This is a genomic window from Ruegeria sp. BJ5 (assembly GCF_056537865.1).
Window position 1 is genome coordinate 65,153 of record NZ_JBQFSH010000002.1, and the last position, 18,908, is coordinate 84,060.

The following is an 18,908-nucleotide window of genomic DNA, read 5'->3' on the forward strand; positions in this document are numbered from 1 at the left end:
GCGGAAGTTCAAGATGGGGAAAATTAACCAAAATCTCAGACTGAGACATCCTGCCGTTCCAGCTGCCTGCCCGGTGGGGCGCTATCAGAAATCGGTCGGCGCGCCCCCTTCGGCTTTGCGCCGTGCGACGAAGTCAGCCAGTTCCTCTCGGATGGCTTCATCCATCGGCGGAGCCTCAAAACTGTTGATGATCTCCTTGAACATCAGATGCGCCCGTTCGGCTGTCCAGATCCCACCCGCGACTTCCCAGCCCTCGTAGTTTTTCCAATCGCTCAGGAAGGGTTGATAGAACGCGGTGGTATAGCGATCCTGGGTGTGTTGGATGCCAAAGAAGTGCCCATCGTTCCCGACCGCGCGGATGGCTTCCAGTGCGATTTCGTCTGGGCCTGTGGCGCAGATCTCAGGCTGCATATACCTTTGAATTTGCTGCAATATCTCGCAGTCCATGATGAACTTCTCCGGACTCGCGATCAGACCGCCCTCCAGCCATCCGGCTGCGTGATAAACCATATTGGTCCCCGACTGCACCGCCGCCCAGAGTGAATTCGACGTCTCCCAGACGGCCTGGCCGTCCGGCACATTGGCCGCGCAGACACCGGACGAGCGCAAGGGCAGCCCATAGAACCGCGCCATCTGGCCGGTCATCTGGGTCGACCGGATGTATTCAGGCGTGCCAAACGCGGGCGCACCGGACTTCATGTCGACATTCGAGGTGAATGTCCCGATGACACAGGGGATGCCGGGCCGGACGTACTGGAACAAGGCAATCGCACACAGCGCCTCGGCCAGCGACTGCGCAACTGCCCCAGACATCGTAACCGGGGCCATCGCCCCCGCCAACGTGAAAGGCGTGACGACGATCGCCTGCCCCCGCCGGGCCAGACGCAGGCACCCGTCGATCATCGGGTGGTCGTGTTTCAGAGGCGAGGTCGAGTTGATGTTGGTGTACATGCGCGGTGACGCCTCGAATTCCTCGTGGCTGAGACCGCCTGCGATGCGCACCATTTCCATGACATCCTCGACGCGCTCTTTGCCCAGCGAATAGGCATGCATCGCCTTGTCCGTCAGCGTCAGCTTGTCATATAGGACATCCAGGTGCCGGACGCTGGCGTGCAGGTCAACCGGCTCGACCGGGTAGCCCCCGGCAAAATGGATGCAGTTGAAATACTGCGTCAGCTTCAACAGGTTCCGGCACATTTCACGGTTGCCGGGTACCTTCTTGCCGATCTCCATGTCCCAGTAGTTCGGCGGTGACGAGACATTTCCGAACAACATCGTCTTGCCGCCGATCTCGATCGTGTGGTTCGGGTTGCGCGGCGTGATTGTAAAGGTCGAAGGCGCCTTGGCGACCATTTCCATGACGAAGTCACGGCCCATGCGCACGTTGTCGCCATTGATGATACATCCAGCTTCACGCAGGATCTCCAAGGCTTCTTGGTTGTAGAACTCGATGCCGATTTCCTCGAGAATACGCATGGCACCGTCATGAATGGCTTCGACGCCCTCCGGGCCCAACGGTTCGGTTGGCCGGTCGATGTTGATCGGCGGATTCCAAGGCATCTGGTCGATGACTGCCGCACCTCGGCGCGCTGCAGCGCCTGCGCGTCCACCACCCCTGCGCTTGCGAGTATTCGTGTCGGCCATCTGTTCCTCCGGCGTTTGTTACTCTCAAACAAGACCCGAAGTCCGGCCTCTGGCCGCTCTGTCTGCGACAGCCAAGGTCGGTTTCAACTCATGAACCGCCGATTTTCAGGCAAGGCGCTTTAACGAAGGTTCAGCCAGCCGGGGATGTGGCTGATATCGGGAAGAACGACATCTGCCATCGGTGCAAGATCCTCAACCCTGGCCAGTCCGGTCAGAACACCGATCGTGGTCATGCCGGCGGCGCGACCGGCCTCCAGATCGTGCAGACTGTCGCCGACCATGGCGATCCGGTCCGGTGGGACGCCAACATGTTGGGCAAAAGCCAACAACTGGCCGGGCCCAGGCTTGAACCCGTGGCCACTGTCATACCCCGCGATGAAATCGAAATAGGCCTCGATTCCGACCGAGGCCAGGTGCCGTTTCGCCGGCATCTCGCCGTCATTGGTCGCAACACCCAGCTTCTTGCCGGCGTCTTTCAAGGATTGCAGAAACGGTTCAAGCGCAACGGCCTCGACCTGAGGCGCATGAGCAGACGCCGCATTCAGAGTCTGGATCAGATCCTCGCGGGACCAGCCGTCGAGGTCGGGACACAACGCGTCGGCGACCTCGTCGACGGTGCCAGCGATCACGATACTGTCCTCGGAATAGGTCTCTGTCGCGAAGTCAAAGCCAATGCTTTTTCCAAGCACGGACGCACGCGCATTGTCGCCTTCGCTCAGACGCAGCAACACCGCCTTGCCGAACGCCCCCCAGGTGGCGGCGAAATCAAACAGGGTTCCGTCCTTGTCAAAAACCAGCGCATCAATCGACATGCATTCTTGCTCCTGCGCGGACCCGTTCAGGTCCAATGAACATCCGCGCCGCCTGACAGGATGCTTCGGGCCTGGGCCGGTTGATCGTAGGGGACAGCGTTTGCGTCACAAAAGGCCAACACCCACGAATCGTCAAGCATCAGAAATTCCAGCACCGAAGCAAGAAACTCGGGCTCTGTGGCGCGGTCCCTCAGGTCATCCGTCGACGCGCCGGTCGAACCAAGGAAAACAGGCAACAATTCATCGTTCCCAACAAGCCACCCAAGCGCTTTCAAGGCCAGAGTTTCGGCGAATTCGGCAGAGATCGGCATGATCAGGCCCCGGTTCGAAGATTTGGAAAGGGTTTGTTAACCAGACTCATAAACACTTTGGCAAGGCATGCAATCTACGGTGAAAACAATGTCCGTGCAGGGAACCATCCTTGTCCTCGACGGGGTCTCGACCAATCGCATCATGCTGAAGGTGCAGCTGACGGCGGCGTGGTATCATGTCGTGCAGGGCGAGAAGCTGGCTGGTCTTGGGGCGTTGCTGCGGCGGACCCGGCCGGATCTGGTGCTGACGGCCCAGACACTACCCGACGGAGACGCGGGCGACGTCAAAAGACTGATGCTTTCCGTTCCGGCCCTGCAGGATGTCCCTGTGGTCGCGATTGCGCCTCAGAACGACCGGACCGCCCGGCTGCGGAACCTGTCCGAGGGGCTGGATGACGTTCTGGCCTATCCGTTCAAAGATACGCTGTTGCTGGCGCGTGTGCGAAGCCTGCTGCGCGCCCGTGCGGAAACTCAGGATCTGAAGAACAGTGGCAACCCTCAATCCGTGGGATTTGCCGAAGCCCCCGCAGCAATGATCACGCCCGCGCGGCATGGTCAGATCGCTGTCTTGGCCCACACCGCACGTACTCGCACGCTGTGGCACAAGGCCCTGAACGGACGAACGCAGCATTCGGTGTGCAGCCATACCCTGCCCAACCTCAGCGGAGTCTTGTCCGGCACCATACCTGACGCGATTGTTGTCGAATTGAACAGCGATCCATCCGGCCTGAACATGTTGGCCGACCTCAAATCCCGCACCGGCACTCGGCGGACCGCTCTGATCGGAATCATTCCCGATGACAACGCCACTCTTGCCGCCGAGGCCCTGGATCGCGGCGCCGATGCGATTTGCCTCGGAGGGTTCTGCCCTGACGAAGTATCGCTTCGGGTCGAGGCGTTGATTGCACGCAAGGCGCATGACGAGCAAATGCGCGACTCGTTGCGCCGTGGGCTTGAGGAATCGTGGATCGACACGCTGACGGGCCTGAACAACCGTCGTTTCGCACAGACCGCGATGGACCAATTGCTGCACAGTTCGGTGCACAAACAGCGGGGTTTTGCGATCATGCTGGCCGACCTGGACCACTTCAAATCCATCAATGACCGTTACGGCCACAGTGCCGGTGACAGGGTTTTGGTCGAGGCCGGAAAACGGATGAAGCGCGCTTTCGGACCTGACGGCTTCCTCGCCCGCATCGGAGGAGAGGAATTCCTGTTCGGACTGCCAAACGCGACCCGCGAAAAGGCGCTCAGGAAGGCGGCCGATATCTGCAGCGGCGTCAGCAGCGTACCGATCGTCCTGCCGGACATTCCTGCCCGGCTTGCGGTGACGGTCAGCATCGGGCTGAAGGTATGCGAGCCACCCTTCTCCCCACTTCCAGACGGCTCACTGTCGGCCGACAGCCTGATCAAATGCGCGGACAAGGCGCTTTATGCGGCAAAACAGGCAGGCCGGAACCAGGTGTGGATGAAACAGAACGCGGCCTAAGCGGGTCAGTCCTTGCGTTTCTTGGGATCCGGGCGCCGCTTCAACACGTCTTCCAAGCGGTCGGCATAAGCTTTTCGTTCTTCGTCGGACATGGCCGAAACCCGAGCCAGCCACTGCTCTTGCAGAGCCGCCTGGATTTCGTCATTCGCCCGGGCTTGTTCTTCCAGCAGGTTCTGGACTTCATCGCGGTCGAACGGAATGGCCCGCAGCGCCTTGCCAAGCGCCTTGAAATCACGAGACCTTTTCTCGGCCCCGCGCCGATGCTTGTCGGCCAGATCGCCTCTCAACGCCTTGCGTTCCGGATCAGGAAGAGCGCGGTACAGGGCAGGTCCAAATCCGGGAGGAACATCGTCCCGCACACCATGAAACCGCAGCGCAGTCCCGATGATCACCCCGGCGACCAGCAGGTTCAGACCAAGGGATACCACCAGCAGCACAGGCACCCAGCGCCGTGGGGGTTTGACGTCTTCATTCATTCCGCTTCCTCCAGAAACGCGGCCTCGAGACCGAGATTGGCGACCATGTAGGATGCATCCTGGGTCATTATGTAATTTGCCGGGTCCGGCAGAAAGGACGGCGCGGCAAAGCCGACCCATGCGCCAACCACGCTGGCCGCCGCAAGCCCACTGAGCGCCTGCCAGCCCCCGAGACCGGCAACGAGATTGCCCAGAAACCCTTGTGACTTGGGTTTCGCTGTTTTTGTCGCCGCAAGCCGGATGGCCTCGGCATCCGTCAGGATACGAACCGCCAAATCGTCGGGCAGATCAACATGTGCCTGCCGTGCCTCGGCAAACAAGAGATCCAGTTCTGTATCTTGGTCAGACATGGTCATACCCCAACTCTTCCTGACGGCCTGACAGTATGGCCGTCAACGACCGCTTTCCGCGGGCAACAAGACTTTCTACCGCTTCTACGGAAATCCTCATGATTCCCGCGATTTCCGGATTGGACAACTCCTCGATATGCCTGAGAATGACAGCTTCGCGCTGCCGTTCGGGCAATTGTGCCAAGGCCGCTTGCAACGCATCCACGCGGGCGTTTTGCTGCATTCGGTCCACGACACTGGGCTGGTCGTCCTCAGGCTCTGGCACATCGTCCAATGTGCCTGCCGTTTTCTTCCGCCGCAGATCGACACACAGGTTCAAGACCACGCGGTACAACCAGGTCGAGATCTTGGCCTGCCCCGGAACCCAGTCCGCCGCCACTTTCCACAGCCGAAGCATCGCTTCCTGGGTTACGTCTTCGGCCTCTGCCCTGTTGTTCAACATGCGCAGAGCAACCGAATAGCACCGCGGCCCCAACCGATCGGTCAACAGGCGTGCTGCCTGGGCGTCGCCTTCGGCAAACCGCTTCAGCAACACGTCGTCGCTGCAGGCATCCGCGGCGACCGTGTCGCCGCGGACAGTATGCGCAGAGGACGGCACGTCCTTCATCCTGCGTCAGTTGTTGTCTGGGTCCGGGCGGCCACCCTTCTTGTGGTGCCGACCCATTCCATCCCGTGCATTGGCGAACTCCTGCTCGGACAGCGAACCGTTTCCATCCGCATCAAGGCGGTCAAACATCTTGTCAGCCCGGCGCGGTTTCGGCAACTCGTCCGCAGTCAGAAAGCTGTCTTTGTCGGCATCATGACGCTCGAACATGTCGGAAACGCGGTCGTTTGCCTTCTTCTGGGCCTCGGCCTGCATTTCTTCGACGCTGATCTTTCCGTCACCGTCGGTATCGGCCGAGGTGAACTTCTGCAGGCGATGGGCCTCCATCTCGGCCTTGGTCACCTGGCCGTCACCGTTCGCATCCAGCTCCTGAAAGCTGACCGGTTCACGGTCGCGGGGTCCTTTGGCCAGCGCAGCCGTCCCGGTGACGGCAACTGCAGACAGAATGATGGCCGAGATAAATTTTGCGCTCTTCATTGCTCGTTTCCTTTGTTGTCGCGGCCCTGTGCCGCTGCTTACATTCATTCAAACGCGGACCGGCAAAGTTTCCGTCGCTGTCCGCAAATTTTTTTCCGGCATTGAAACCTGCATTTCCGGTCAATATTTTTGAGAGGGTCGGTGCAAAGCGACGCACCCCCCTTTTCTGCGGGATGAAACAAGCGCAATATCTCCGAAATCCGAGCGCGAGTATCAAGATGACAGATCAAACCATCGACACCCTCCCTCAGGAGGAACGCCCCACGTGGCCCGCCATCGTGAAAGGGTTCCGGTGCAAATGCCCCAACTGCGGCAAAGGCAAGCTGTTGCATTGCTACCTGAAGGTGAATGATACCTGCGCAAACTGCGGTCAGGAATTGTTTCACCACAGGGCAGATGACGGGCCGGCCTACTTGACCATTTTGCTGGTCGGACATCTTCTGGCTCCGGCGCTGCATGTCACTTACGTCGGCCTGCGCCCGTCTCCGTGGGCCATGGCAATCGGCTTTTCGATCGCGTGCGTTGCGCTGTCGCTGTTCCTTCTGCCCAGGCTCAAAGGAGCGGTCGTCGGCTTTCAATGGGCCCGGAAGATGCACGGGTTCGACGACAGCAAGTGACCCGTCAATGCAGCTGAGCTTCTCATGACCGTGGACAAATCCGCAATTCGCGACGCCGCGACGATCATAGTTTTGCGCGACCGTTTTCGAACCCCGTCGATCCTGATGGGCCAACGTGGTGCCGCGGCGGCCTTCATGCCGAACAAGTTCGTGTTTCCGGGGGGTGCCGTGGATGCCGAGGACGCGCAAGTTCCGCTGGCCACTCCGGTACCCGAGATTTGCCGGCAACGGCTGAGCGATCAGGCCCCTGCCGGGTTGCATGTGCCACTGGCGGCGGCGGCAATTCGCGAGTTGTGGGAGGAGACCGGCCTTATCCTCGGTGCCCGGGATACCTGGCCGGGTCCGGTTCCACATGCCTGGACCGGCTTCGCGGAAAGAGGCTACATTCCGTCGGCTGAAGCGCTGCAGTTCGTGTTCCGCGCGGTTACCCCGCCCGGACGCCCACGACGGTTCGACGCCCGGTTTTTTCTTTTGGACGCAGATGCCATCGACGGTGATCTGGACGACTTCAGCCAGGCTTCGGATGAGCTGTCACATCTACAGTGGATTCCGTTGGAACAGGCGCGGGAGTTCGACTTGCCGTTCATCACCGAGGTTGTTCTGTCGGAAGTCGAGGCGCGCGTATCAGATACAACGCCCCCCGACTCTGTGCCGTTCTTTCTGAACAACGAAGAAGCCAGCCTGTTCCAGCGCCTCAAGGGCCACCCGATGCCCGAAGCAGACTGAGCCACCTTATTTCATTCGGCTTACCACAACTGTGACTTCGGGCTTTTTGCCGATTTCGATCTGCGAACTTTGGCGAACGATGCGACGCATGGCTTCTTCCAGCTTGTCATCGTCCCGCAGCGTTTTGACATCAGCCCGCATCAGGAACTGGTTCAGGTCCTCTTCCAGCACCTCGATCAATCCGGCCCGCGACACGCCGGTTTCCGGCAGGCCCATGGTATCGCACCAAGGCTCGCCCAGTGGCTCGTCGTCTTCGTCCAGGATGACAGTTACGGTCACGTGCCCGTTCAGAGCCATGCGGATACGGTCCCGCACCACACCGTCCAGCGCGCCAATCTTGACGGATCCGTCCAGGTAGGTCCGGCCGGTCTCGACATAATCCACGACCTCGGGCGCGTTCCCGGACAGATCCAGCATCGTTCCATTGACCGCCAGAACTCCGGCACGCCCCCCGGCCTCGGCCAGCTTGGCGTGTTCCCGCAGATGCCTGTGTTCACCGTGCATTGGAACGACGATCTGAGGATCGACCAAGGCATGCATCTGCTCGAGATCGGGGCGGTTGGCGTGGCCGGAAACGTGATACAAGCCAGCGCTGTCATCGACCACGTCGACGCCTTTTTCGCTCAGTTGGTTCATGATGCGGATCACACCGCGTTCATTCCCCGGAATGGTCTTCGAGGAGAACAGGAACAGGTCGCCATCTTTCAGCTCGATCCCCCGGTACTTGCCACGCGCCAGCTGCGCGCTGGCCGCGCGGCGCTCACCCTGGCTGCCGGTGACGATCAGCATCAGGTTCTGGCGGGGCAGATCCAAGGCTTCCTCAGCGCTGATCACGCGGGGAAAATCAGACAGGATACCGGTTTCGGTCGCAGCCTCGATCATGCGGCGCATGGCCCGGCCCAACAGAACCACCGACCGACCCGCCCGCTGCCCGGCCTCGGCCAGCGTTTTGACCCGCGCGACATTCGACGCAAAGGTCGTTGCAACCACCATACCGGTCGCGTCTTCGACCAATTGAGTGATGGCCGGCCCGACCTCCGACTCCGAACGGCCGGGATGCGAGGAAAACACGTTGGTGCTGTCACAAACCAACGCCTTGACCCCGGGCTTGGCCACTTCGGCCCAAAGATCGGGATCAAACGGTTCGCCCACAACCGGATTGGTGTCCAGTTTGAAATCACCGGTATGCACGACACGGCCGGCCGGTGTATCGATCACCAGCGCCGCGCTCTCGGGGATCGAATGCGAAACGGGCAGGAACCCGACCGTAAACGGACCAGCCTTGATCTGCTCGGGCCAGGCGGACACGATGCGCACAGCTTCGGGGGGATGTCCGGCATCTTCCATTTTGCGGCGCGCGATATTTGCGGTGAAGGCACGCGCGTAGACCGGCGCGCCAAGGGCCTCATGGCAATGGGCCACGGCGCCAACGTGATCCTCGTGCGCATGGGTGACGAAGATCGCCTCAAGCCGATCCGCACGTTCCTTCAACCACGAAATGTCGGCGTAGATCAGATCGACGCCCGGCGTTGTATCCATGTCGGGAAAGGTCACGCCCAGATCGACCAGGATTAGTCGTTCCTGACCGGGTTTGCCATAGCCGTAGACATAGGCGTTCATACCGATTTCGCCCGCGCCGCCGAGCGGCAAGTAGATCAGTCTTTCGCTGCTCATGCCGAGCCAGTATCCTTGTTGTAGCGATGGATCACGGTAAGCCCGTGCATCGTCAGATCGTCTTCAATTGCATCAAAGCCCACATCGGCCTGATCGAACAGCGGTGCAAGACCGCCAGTCCCTATGACCTTCATGGGCATTCCGTATTCCGCCTTGATCCTGTCGATCAAGCCCTCGATGAGGCCGGAATACCCCCAATACACGCCTGACTGGATACATCCAACAGTGTTTGTGCCGATGACTTTCTCGGGTCGCGTCACGTCGATATGCGGCAGAGCTGCAGCGCCCTGGTGCAATGCCTCGAGACTGAGGTTCACGCCGGGGGCGATTACCCCCCCGACATAGGCGCCATCAGCAGCGACCACATCGAAATTCGTGGCAGTTCCGAAATCCACCACCACGACATTCCCGCCGTGCCGATCAAATGCACCGGCCGCATTCGCCAGACGGTCAGGACCGGGAATCGTCCCTTCATCAACGCGCGGCGCCACCGGCAACTCGCAATCGGGCTTGCCCACCACAAGCGGCCGGCATCCAAAGAACCGGTCGGCAAAGACGCGCAGGTTGAACACCACCCGCGGCACGGTCGAGGCGATGATGACGTCGGTGATGTCAGCCTCGATCCCGTAGTGTTTCACGAGGGTCGAGTACCAGGTGAAATAGGCATCGGCCGTGCGGGCATGGTGGGTCGAGGTGCGCAGCGTACACAGGAATTTCTCGCCATCCCAGATCGAGAAAACGGTGTTCGTGTTGCCGCAGTCAATGGCCAGAAGCATATGCGCCCCTTTCAGAAATACACGTCTGCCGCCGGAATGCTGACGCGGCCCTTGGCGGTGTTTAGGACAAGGTTACCGCCCGCGTCCACCGTTTCAAAGGTCCCGACGGTTTCCGAAGCACCTGTGCGCGCGGTGATCACCTCGCCCAGCTTCGCCGCCCGAGCCAGCCACGCTTTGCGGATCGGTTCAAACCCGTAGGTGACAAACTGGTTTTCGAGCTTCGCGTAGGCATCGGCGAGTTCGGTCAGAAAATCCTCGGCGGACACCTGAGCACCGGTTTCCGACAGCAACGAAACTGGCCGCAGAGCCCCCTGCTCGACTGTCTCCGGAGCGGGCGCGTCCGCGAGGTTCACCCCGATACCGATCGCAAGATGGGATACGCCCCGACCCTGCCCCGTGCTTTCCAGCAGGATGCCAGCCAGTTTCCCGCCGTTCAACAGAACGTCATTCGGCCATTTCAGTGCGAACCCCTGCGCGCGACCGGTGACCGAGACACAGGCATCAAAAAGCGCCAGTGCCGCCACAAAGCTGCGCAGGGCCGCCTGCTCTGGGTTGCCCTCGGGCCGAAGCAACAAGGTCGCTGCCAGGTTGCCCTGGGGGTTGGACCACGCCCGGCCGCGCCTGCCACGCGCAGCGGTTTGATGATGCGCCATGATCCAGACCGGACCCGCAGCAGTGGGTGCGATCCGAGCAGCCTCGTTCAGGGTGCTGTCAACTTCCTGCAGGATATGCAGACCGTATCCTTGGGGCCAGGTGCTCATGCCAAAAAGGCCCGGCCTGATGGCCGAGCCCCTTTCCAAGCTTTATTGAACGGATCAGTTGACAAGTGTCGTCGCCGCGGCTGCCGCTGCGCCCTCGATCCCGAACTGGTAGACCACACCGATCAACATCAATGCGGCCGACCCCATCAGAGCAACCCACAATACCGGGGTCGACCGGGTTTCGATCGGATCTTCATTTTCGTCGCCAAAATACATGTAGAAGACGATCCGCAGATAGTAGAAGGCACCGATCACCGAGGCGATTGCCGATACGATGACCAACCCAATCAGGTCAGCTTGCACACCGGCCTGCCAGACGCCGAACTTGGCGAAGAACCCCAGCATTGGCGGCACGCCCGCAAGGCTGAACATCAGGATCAGCACGGCCAGCGCCTTGCCCGGATCCCGCTTGGAATACTGGCGCAGGGCGTCGATGTCCGTCACCGGCTTGCCGTCGCGCTCCATCATCAGGATGAAGGCGAAGGTGCCGATATTCATGGTCACATAGATCGCCAGGTACATCAGCATCGCCTTGACACCCAATTCGGTGCCTGCGGCCAGGCCGATCAGCGCGTACCCCATATGTGCGATTGACGAATAGGCCATCAGCCGTTTGATGTCGCGCTGCCCGATGGCGGCCACAGCCCCCAGCAACATCGACAGGACCGAAAGCAGCACGATCACCTGCTGCCAGTCCGCGATGGCACCGCCGAACGCGTCATGCAGAACGCGCGCGAACAAGGCCATCGCCGCAACTTTGGGTGCGGTTGCAAAGAAAGCTGTCACCGGAGTGGGCGAGCCCTCGTAAACGTCCGGTGTCCACATGTGGAACGGAACCGCCGAAATCTTGAATGCCAGACCCGAGATCAGCAGAACAAGCCCAAAGAGAAGGCCAACCGAGACATCCCCGTGATGCACCGTGTTGATGATGCCCGAGAACAGCGTCGTACCGGTGAAGCCATAGACCAGAGATGCACCGAACAACAGCAATCCCGAACTGAGCGCACCCAGAACGAAATACTTCAGCCCTGCTTCGGTCGATTTGGCGCTGTCACGGCGCAGGGCCGCCACGACATACAGAGACAGCGACTGCAGCTCGAGCCCCATATAAAGCGACATAAGATCGCCGGCGCTGACCATCATCATCATGCCGACCGCAGCCAAAGCCACCAGCAACGGATACTCGAAACGCAACAGGTTCCGGCGCGCCATGTATTCCTGGCTCATGACCAGAACCGCTGCGGCAGATAGCAGAATTGCGACCTTTGCAAATCGGGCGAACCCGTCGTCGATGAACATGCCGTTGAAGGCCACGTTGGTCCCCGAGCCGTTCGACGCGATCCAGAACGACAGCGCCGCCATCAGTCCGGCCGTCGTCCAGACCAGAACCGGAGCCAGCGCATCCTTGCTGGTATAGACAGCTCCGATCAGCGCCGCCATCGCATAGATCGCCAGAATGATTTCCGGCAGAATTACAGTGAGATCAGCCTGGATCATGTCTCCAAAGCTCCCTTAGTGCGAAGCGACCTGGGTCGCGGCCTCGGCCGCGGCCAGAGCCGTGTCATAGTTCGAAATCAGCGCGGCGGTCGAATTGCCGATCACGTCGGTGACCAGCGACGGATAGACCCCCAGCAGGATGGTCATGACGATCAGCGGCGCAAAGATCAGGCGTTCGCGTGTGCTCATGTCGGTGATCGACTTGAGGCTTTCCTTGATCAGGTCGCCAAAGACCACGCGGCGATACAGCCACAGCGCATAAGCTGCCGAGAAGATCACACCGCTGGCCGCCACTGCGGTCACCCAGGTGTTGACCTGGAAGGTGCCCATCAGCGTCAGGAATTCGCCGATGAACCCGCTGGTGCCCGGCAGCCCCACATTGGCCATCGTGAACAGCATGAACACCAGCGCATAGGCCGGCATTCGGATCACCAGCCCGCCATAGGCCTCGATGTCGCGAGTGTGCATCCGGTCGTAGATCACGCCGACGCAAAGGAACAGCGCGGCCGAGATGAACCCGTGGCTGAGCATCTGGAAGATCGCCCCATCGATGCCCTGCTGGTTCGCCGCAAAGATGCCCATGGTCACAAAACCCATATGCGCGACCGAGGAATAGGCGATCAGCTTTTTCATGTCCTCCTGCACCAGCGCCACCAACGAGGTGTAGACCACGGCGATGGCCGACAGCCACAGCACCAGATCGGTCATCACGGCCGACCCAACCGGGAACATGGGCAAGCTGAAGCGCAGGAAGCCATAGCCACCCATCTTCAGCAGGATTGCCGCCAGCACGACCGAACCCGCCGTCGGTGCCTGAACGTGCGCGTCAGGCAGCCAGGTGTGCACGGGCCACATCGGCATCTTCACCGCGAAGGACGCGAAGAACGCGAGGAACATCAGGGTCTGCATGCCGCCGACAATGTGGACACCCAGCACGCTGAAGCTCTCGGACGAGAACTGGTGCGTCATGAGCGCGGCAATGTCCGTGGTGCCTGCATCCGCATACATCGCCACCATCGCCACCAGCATCAGAACCGAGCCGAGGAAGGTGTAGAGGAAGAACTTGAAGCTGGCATAAATCCGGTCCTTGCCGCCCCAGATCCCGATGATCAGGAACATCGGGATCAGCCCGGCCTCGAAGAACAGGTAGAACAGCACCAGGTCCAGCGCCATGAATACGCCCAGCATCAGCGTTTCCAGCAGCAGGAAGGCGATCATGTATTCCTTGACCCGGTCGGTCACGTTCCAGCTGGCCAAGATGGTCAGCGGCATGATGAAGGTGGTCAGCAGCACGAACAGAACGCTGATGCCATCCACGCCCATCTTGTACTTCAGGCCCAGCAGCCATTGACCCTCTTCCACCATCTGGAAGCCGGTGTTCGAGGGGTCGAACTCGGTATAGATCCCGATCGAAACAAGGAAGGTCACTGTGGTCGCAACCAGCGCGATCCACTTGGCATTGCGCTGTGCGGCCACATCGTTCCCGTGCAGGAACAGCGCCATCAGACCGGCAGAAATGGCCGGAATGAACGTTACAATGGATAGGATATTGTCCATCAGTTTGCGCCTCCGCCGATCGACATCCAGGTGACCAGGGCGGCGATCCCCAGAACCATCCAGAAGGCGTAAGTGAAGATGTAGCCCGTCTGCGCCTTGCCTGCGAGGCGGGTAAAGAAGGGAACGACGCCCATTGCTACTCCGTTCAGGAAACCGTCGATCGTCTTGCCGTCACCGCCCTTCCACAGGAACCGGCCCAGGGCCACGGTCGGTTTGACAAGGATCGCGTCGTAGATTTCGTCAAAGTACCACTTGTTCTTGAGGAACAGGTACAGCGGACGCTGGTTCTCGGCCAGGCGGCCCGGCAGCGCCGGGTTCACGATGTAGAACAGGTAAGCCAGTCCAAAGCCCAGAACCATTGCGATGAACGGCGAGACCTTGACCCATTTCGGCGCCGCATGCGCGTCGTCCAGAACATGGTTGTCCGGCGCGATGTACAGCGCGCCCTCGCCCGGTTTGCCGACAAAGGCATAGTGGTGATCTCCGCCCTTGGCCTTATCGTCGTGCGCAGCTTCGTCGCTATGGGATTCGGTGGCATGCGTGTCGTCGCCATGGTCATCGGCCTTGGCATGGTCACCGGCCTCGGCATGCGCCTCGGCAACCGGAATGCCGTAGAACTTACCCACCTGATCGGCGTGACCGAAGAAGTTGTTGTACCAGATCATACCCGCGAACACGGCACCCAGCGACAGAACACCCAGCGGCACCAGCATGACCATCGGGCTTTCATGCGCGTGCTCATGCGTGTGCTTGTCGCCCCGTTCCTCGCCATAGAAGGTCAGGAAGATCAGGCGCCAGCTGTAAAACGAGGTCATCGCGGCGGCGATCACCAGCGCCCAGAAGCCGAAGGCCGACCCGCTGGCATAGGCGCTTTCGATGATAGCGTCCTTGGACAAGAAGCCGGCAAAGCCGATCGTGGTCAGCGGGATGCCGACACCGGTGATGGCCAGCGTGCCGATCATCATCGCCCAGAAGGTATAGGGGATCTTCTTGCGCAGGTTGCCATAGTTCATCATGTCCTGTTCGTGGTGCATGGCGTGGATCACCGAGCCCGCGCCAAGGAACAAGAGCGCCTTGAAGAAGGCATGCGTGAAGAGGTGGAACATCGCCGCCGAATACATGCCCACGCCCGCGGCCACGAACATGTAGCCCAGCTGCGAACAAGTCGAATAGGCGATCACGCGCTTGATGTCCGTCTGCACCAAGCCCACAGTCGCGGCAAAGAACGCGGTGGCAGCCCCCAGCACGGTGACGAACCCGGTTGCACCCGGTGCGAACTCCATCAACGGCGACATGCGGCAAACCAGGAACACGCCGGCCGTCACCATGGTGGCCGCGTGGATCAGCGCCGACACGGGCGTTGGGCCCTCCATCGCGTCCGGCAACCAGGTGTGCAGGATCAGCTGCGCCGATTTGCCCATCGCACCGATGAACAGCAGTACGCAGATGACCTCGATCGCGGTCCATTCGCCCCACAGGAAGGTCAGTTGCGCTTCCGCCAGTTGGGGTGCCGCAGCAAAGATATCCGAGAAGTTGATGCTGTCGGTCAGGAAGAACAGCGCAAAAATCCCAAGCGCAAAGCCGAAGTCGCCCACACGGTTCACGATGAACGCTTTCATCGCCGCCGCATTGGCCGAAGGTTTGCGATAGTAAAAACCGATCAGCAGGTACGATGCGACGCCCACGCCTTCCCAACCGAAGAACATCTGTACGAGGTTGTCGGCCGTCACCAGCATCAGCATGGCGAAGGTGAAGAAGGACAGATAGGCAAAGAAGCGCGGCTTGTAGCTTTCGCCCTCGCGCCACTGCGGGTCGTGATCCATGTAGCCGAACGAATAAAGGTGCACGAGCGCCGAAACCGTGGTGACGACGATCAACATGATGGCGGTCAGCCGGTCCAGACGAACGGCCCACGAGGTCGAGAGCGAGCCGCTTTCGATCCAGCGCATGATCTCGATCTGCTGGGTCTGCCCGTCAAAGCTGAAGAAGACGATCCACGACAGCAAACAGGCCAGGAACAACAGGCCCGTCGCCGTCCACAGCGCGGCCTTTTCGCCGATGAATTTCCAGCCAAAGCCGCAGATCAGCGCGCCCACGAGCGGGGCAAAGAGGATTGTGGTTTCCATGATCCCTTACCCCTTCATCATGTTGACGTCTTCAACCGCGATGGTACCGCGGTTGCGGAAGAAGCAGACCAGAATGGCCAGCCCGATCGCAGCCTCGGCCGCGGCCACAGTCAGCACGAACAGCGTGAAAACCTGCCCGACCAGATCGCCGAGAAAGCTGGAAAACGCCACGAGGTTGATGTTCACCGCCAACAGCATCAGTTCGATGCTCATTAGCAGGATGATGACGTTCTTGCGGTTCAGGAAGAGACCGAAGATGCCGATGACGAACAGCGTCGCCGCGACGGTAAGATAGTGTTCAAGTCCGATCATCGTCTCAAAGTCCCTGCCCCGGTTTCACGTCCTTCAACTCCATCGCCTTGGCCGGGTCACGCATCATCTGACCGACGATGTCCTGACGCTTGATGTCCTTGCGGTGGCGCAGTGTCAGCACGATGGCGCCGATCATGGCCACCAGCAGGATCAGGCCCGCCAGTTGGAACAGAAGGAAGTATTGATCGTAAAGGATGACACCCAGTGCCTCCGTGTTGTGGCGGTCGGCCGGGATCGGCTGGGCCAGATTGGCGGCCGCGCCTTGTGCGCTTTCCCAGGCGCCAAAGGCCATGACGAACTGCATAAGGATGACCAGCCCGATCAGCAGGGCCAAAGGCATGTAGCGCGCCATCTCAGCCTTGAGCTCGGCAAAGTCCACGTCCAGCATCATCACCACGAACAGGAACAGCACCGCCACCGCGCCGACATAGACGATGATCAGCAGCATGGCGACGAATTCCGCCCCCAGCAGCACGAACAGCCCCGCCGACGACAGGAAGGCCAGGATCAGCCACAGCACCGAATGCACCGGCTGCCGGCTGATCACGGTAAACAGCCCGCCGGTGATGGCGCTGATGGCAAAGAGGTAAAAGGCAAATACGCTCATTGGTCATCTTCCTCGTTTTCGCCCATGGCCTCCTGCGCCAATTCCAGCGCCCGGGTCATGGCCGGGATGCCGGCAAAGACCGACATCTGACCGATCGTTTCCACGATCTCTTGTTTCTTGGCCCCCGCCTCGATGGCATGGCGCACCGTCTGGCGCAGGGCCGTGTCGGCCTGCGCGCCCTGGCAAGTCAGACCGGCCAGCGTCAGCAACAGGCGGGTCTTGGCATCCAGTCCGCCCGGATTGACGGTGTTGCCGAACATCATTTCCATGACCTCTTTGGGCATGGTCGGCCACAGCGCCTCGAAGCCGCGCATCGCGTCGACGGGCGAATAGCTCTCCAGCGCCGGGTTGAACGCCTTGGCCATGTCATGGGCCTGTCTGAGCATCTGCTCGAATGGGTTTTTTGCCGGATCGCTCATCGGTAGGGCGCGTCCAGTTCCAGGTTGCGGGCGATCTCGGCTTCCCAGCGTTCACCGTTGTCCAGCAGCTTCTGCTTGTCATAGAACAGCTCTTCGCGGGTTTCGGTGGCGAATTCGAAATTCGGCCCTTCCACGATGGCATCGACCGGGCAGGCCTCTTGGCAGAAGCCGCAGTAGATGCACTTGGTCATGTCGATGTCATAGCGCGTGGTACGGCGGCTGCCGTCTTCGCGCGGCTCAGCGTCGATTGTGATGGCTTGAGCGGGACACACAGCTTCGCACAGTTTGCAGGCGATGCAGCGCTCCTCGCCGTTGGGATAACGGCGCAGGGCGTGTTCACCGCGGAACCGGGGCGACAGCGGACCCTTTTCGTGCGGGTAGTTCACGGTGGCTTTGGGGGCGAAGAAATACTTCAGCCCCAGCTTCATGCCGACCCAGAAATCCTGCAGAAGGAAGTATTTGGCCGCGCGGGTATAGTCGATATTTGCCATTGTCAGCCTCCTACGCTCCAACGGGCGAATGCACCCCAGAACCAGTCGAACTTCGCCGCAAAGGCCACGAAGACCACCCACACCAGGCTGAACGGCAGGAACACTTTCCAGCCCAGCCGCATCAGCTGGTCGTAGCGGTAGCGGGGCGTGATTGCCTTGACCATCGCGAACAGGAAGAAGAAGAACGCCATCTTGGCGACCATCCACAGCACACCATCGGGCAGGCCCGGGATCGGCGACAACCAGCCGCCGAAGAACAGCAGCGTGGTCAGGGCGCACATCAGGAAGATGGCGATGTATTCGCCCGCCATGAACAGCAGGAAGGGCGTTGCCGAGTATTCAACCTGATAGCCTGCAACCAGCTCAGACTCCGCCTCGGGCAGGTCGAACGGCGGGCGGTTGGTCTCGGCCAGGGCCGAGATGAAGAACAGGAAGACCATCGGGAAATGCGGCAACCAGTACCAGCTGAAGAACCCGAACGAGCCATCCTGCGCCCGCACGATGTCACCAAAATTCATCGACCCGGTCGAAATGATCACCCCGATGATGATCAGGCCGATCGAAACCTCATACGAAATCATCTGCGCGGCCGAGCGCAACGAGCCCAGGAACGGGTATTTCGAGTTCGACGCCCATCCGCCCATGATCACGCCGTACACCTCGAGCGAGGACACCGCGAACACATAGAGGATAGCCACGTTGATGTCAGACAGGACCCAGCCGTCATTGAACGGAATGACCGCCCAGGCGATCATGGCCAGGACGAACGACGTCAGCGGCGCCAGGATGAAAACAGTCCTGTCCGCGCCGGCAGGGATCACCACCTCTTTGACGACGTATTTCAGCGCGTCCGCCACCGATTGCAGCAGGCCGTAAACGCCAACCACGTTGGGGCCGCGACGCATCTGGACCGCGGCCCAGATCTTGCGGTCGCCATAGACCAGAAACAGCAGCGAGATCATCACGAAGGCCACGACGGCCAGCACCTGCGCCAATATGATCAGGGCTATTCCGCCTGGGGTGTCAAAGAATTCAGCCATTGGTCCTCACACCGTGGGTATTCCGTTTTCCGCCGCCCTCGCGAGGCCCGACCGGCCGGTCGGAGACTCGCGTCGCCTGCGATTGGTTTGGCGAGTTGGTGTAAACAGCATCCGCTGCCTGCACGCCACCTTTTTCCTTCAT

Annotated in this window: 21 protein-coding genes; 3 read left to right on the top strand and 18 right to left on the bottom strand. The window is 60.4% G+C overall.

The window, feature by feature from the left end:
• Positions 1 to 84 precede the first annotated feature (84 nt).
• The 3 genes from ACR0NY_RS07795 to ACR0NY_RS07805 all read right to left on the bottom strand — a co-directional run bounded on the left by ACR0NY_RS07795 (position 85) and on the right by ACR0NY_RS07805 (position 2,767).
• A complete protein-coding gene (locus ACR0NY_RS07795) occupies positions 85 to 1,644 on the bottom strand; it encodes a trimethylamine methyltransferase family protein (protein WP_170340426.1) in 1,560 nt (519 codons plus the stop codon).
• A gap of 119 nt (positions 1,645 to 1,763) precedes the next feature.
• Entirely contained in the window at positions 1,764 to 2,456 is a 693-nt protein-coding gene (locus ACR0NY_RS07800) for an HAD family hydrolase (RefSeq protein WP_170368186.1), read from the bottom strand.
• 26 nt (positions 2,457 to 2,482) lie between these two features.
• Complete coding sequence (locus ACR0NY_RS07805; protein WP_170368185.1) at positions 2,483 to 2,767, bottom strand: DUF3572 domain-containing protein; 285 nt, start codon at positions 2,765 to 2,767, stop codon at positions 2,483 to 2,485.
• A gap of 88 nt (positions 2,768 to 2,855) precedes the next feature.
• Between ACR0NY_RS07805 and ACR0NY_RS07810 the strand changes: the two genes are divergently transcribed.
• Entirely contained in the window at positions 2,856 to 4,256 is a 1,401-nt protein-coding gene (locus tag ACR0NY_RS07810; protein ID WP_170368184.1) for a diguanylate cyclase, read from the top strand.
• Between the two features lie 5 nt (positions 4,257 to 4,261).
• On the opposite strand, the gene ACR0NY_RS07815 is transcribed toward ACR0NY_RS07810, so the two are convergent.
• From ACR0NY_RS07815 to ACR0NY_RS07830, 4 genes are read right to left on the bottom strand one after another with little or no spacing between them, the layout of a single operon-like run.
• A complete protein-coding gene (locus tag ACR0NY_RS07815) occupies positions 4,262 to 4,732 on the bottom strand; it encodes a periplasmic heavy metal sensor (protein WP_170341035.1) in 471 nt (156 codons plus the stop codon).
• Entirely contained in the window at positions 4,729 to 5,088 is a 360-nt protein-coding gene (locus ACR0NY_RS07820; RefSeq protein WP_170340415.1) for a hypothetical protein, read from the bottom strand. Before ACR0NY_RS07820 ends, ACR0NY_RS07815 begins: the two co-directional genes overlap by 4 nt.
• Positions 5,075 to 5,689 (bottom strand): RNA polymerase sigma factor, encoded by a 615-nt coding sequence (locus ACR0NY_RS07825; protein ID WP_093964927.1) that lies wholly within the window; start codon positions 5,687 to 5,689, stop codon positions 5,075 to 5,077. Before ACR0NY_RS07825 ends, ACR0NY_RS07820 begins: the two co-directional genes overlap by 14 nt.
• A gap of 6 nt (positions 5,690 to 5,695) precedes the next feature.
• Complete coding sequence (locus ACR0NY_RS07830) at positions 5,696 to 6,163, bottom strand: EF-hand domain-containing protein (RefSeq protein WP_170368183.1); 468 nt, start codon at positions 6,161 to 6,163, stop codon at positions 5,696 to 5,698.
• Positions 6,164 to 6,381: 218 nt separating this feature from the next.
• On the opposite strand from ACR0NY_RS07830, the gene ACR0NY_RS07835 reads away from it, so the two are divergent.
• Both ACR0NY_RS07835 and ACR0NY_RS07840 read left to right on the top strand, forming a co-directional pair.
• Positions 6,382 to 6,780, top strand: coding sequence for a DUF983 domain-containing protein (locus ACR0NY_RS07835; protein ID WP_170368182.1), 399 nt, complete (start codon positions 6,382 to 6,384; stop codon positions 6,778 to 6,780).
• Between the two features lie 24 nt (positions 6,781 to 6,804).
• Complete coding sequence (locus ACR0NY_RS07840; protein WP_170340412.1) at positions 6,805 to 7,506, top strand: NUDIX hydrolase; 702 nt, start codon at positions 6,805 to 6,807, stop codon at positions 7,504 to 7,506.
• A gap of 6 nt (positions 7,507 to 7,512) precedes the next feature.
• Here the strand turns inward: ACR0NY_RS07840 and ACR0NY_RS07845 are convergent, their stop codons facing one another.
• From ACR0NY_RS07845 to nuoH, 11 genes are read right to left on the bottom strand one after another with little or no spacing between them, the layout of a single operon-like run.
• A complete protein-coding gene (locus ACR0NY_RS07845) occupies positions 7,513 to 9,180 on the bottom strand; it encodes a ribonuclease J (protein ID WP_170368181.1) in 1,668 nt (555 codons plus the stop codon).
• A complete protein-coding gene (locus ACR0NY_RS07850; protein ID WP_093964922.1) occupies positions 9,177 to 9,956 on the bottom strand; it encodes a type III pantothenate kinase in 780 nt (259 codons plus the stop codon). Before ACR0NY_RS07850 ends, ACR0NY_RS07845 begins: the two co-directional genes overlap by 4 nt.
• 11 nt (positions 9,957 to 9,967) lie before the next feature.
• On the bottom strand, positions 9,968 to 10,717 hold the full coding sequence (locus ACR0NY_RS07855; RefSeq protein ID WP_170368180.1) for a biotin--[acetyl-CoA-carboxylase] ligase: 750 nt from the start codon (positions 10,715 to 10,717) through the stop codon (positions 9,968 to 9,970).
• A 54-nt stretch (positions 10,718 to 10,771) separates the two neighbouring features.
• Positions 10,772 to 12,214 carry an NADH-quinone oxidoreductase subunit NuoN gene (gene nuoN, locus ACR0NY_RS07860; protein ID WP_170368179.1) on the bottom strand — a complete coding sequence of 481 codons (1,443 nt, stop codon included), beginning with the start codon at positions 12,212 to 12,214 and terminating at the stop codon, positions 10,772 to 10,774.
• A gap of 15 nt (positions 12,215 to 12,229) precedes the next feature.
• Positions 12,230 to 13,771 carry an NADH-quinone oxidoreductase subunit M gene (locus tag ACR0NY_RS07865; RefSeq protein WP_170340407.1) on the bottom strand — a complete coding sequence of 514 codons (1,542 nt, stop codon included), beginning with the start codon at positions 13,769 to 13,771 and terminating at the stop codon, positions 12,230 to 12,232.
• Complete coding sequence (nuoL, locus tag ACR0NY_RS07870; RefSeq protein WP_170368178.1) at positions 13,771 to 15,897, bottom strand: NADH-quinone oxidoreductase subunit L; 2,127 nt, start codon at positions 15,895 to 15,897, stop codon at positions 13,771 to 13,773. The genes ACR0NY_RS07865 and nuoL overlap by 1 nt, the downstream gene beginning before the upstream one ends.
• A 6-nt stretch (positions 15,898 to 15,903) precedes the next feature.
• Entirely contained in the window at positions 15,904 to 16,209 is a 306-nt protein-coding gene (gene nuoK / locus ACR0NY_RS07875; RefSeq protein ID WP_005984024.1) for an NADH-quinone oxidoreductase subunit NuoK, read from the bottom strand.
• Between the two features lie 4 nt (positions 16,210 to 16,213).
• Positions 16,214 to 16,816: an NADH-quinone oxidoreductase subunit J gene (locus ACR0NY_RS07880; protein WP_093964917.1), complete on the bottom strand. Its 603-nt coding sequence runs from the start codon at positions 16,814 to 16,816 to the stop codon at positions 16,214 to 16,216.
• Complete coding sequence (locus ACR0NY_RS07885; protein ID WP_170340403.1) at positions 16,813 to 17,235, bottom strand: carboxymuconolactone decarboxylase family protein; 423 nt, start codon at positions 17,233 to 17,235, stop codon at positions 16,813 to 16,815. The genes ACR0NY_RS07880 and ACR0NY_RS07885 overlap by 4 nt, the downstream gene beginning before the upstream one ends.
• Positions 17,232 to 17,726, bottom strand: a complete 495-nt coding sequence (nuoI, locus tag ACR0NY_RS07890) for an NADH-quinone oxidoreductase subunit NuoI (RefSeq protein ID WP_093964915.1) — start codon at positions 17,724 to 17,726, stop codon at positions 17,232 to 17,234. Before nuoI ends, ACR0NY_RS07885 begins: the two co-directional genes overlap by 4 nt.
• Positions 17,727 to 17,728: 2 nt before the next feature.
• Positions 17,729 to 18,766 carry an NADH-quinone oxidoreductase subunit NuoH gene (nuoH, locus tag ACR0NY_RS07895; RefSeq protein WP_170340401.1) on the bottom strand — a complete coding sequence of 346 codons (1,038 nt, stop codon included), beginning with the start codon at positions 18,764 to 18,766 and terminating at the stop codon, positions 17,729 to 17,731.
• Positions 18,767 to 18,908 lie beyond the last annotated feature (142 nt).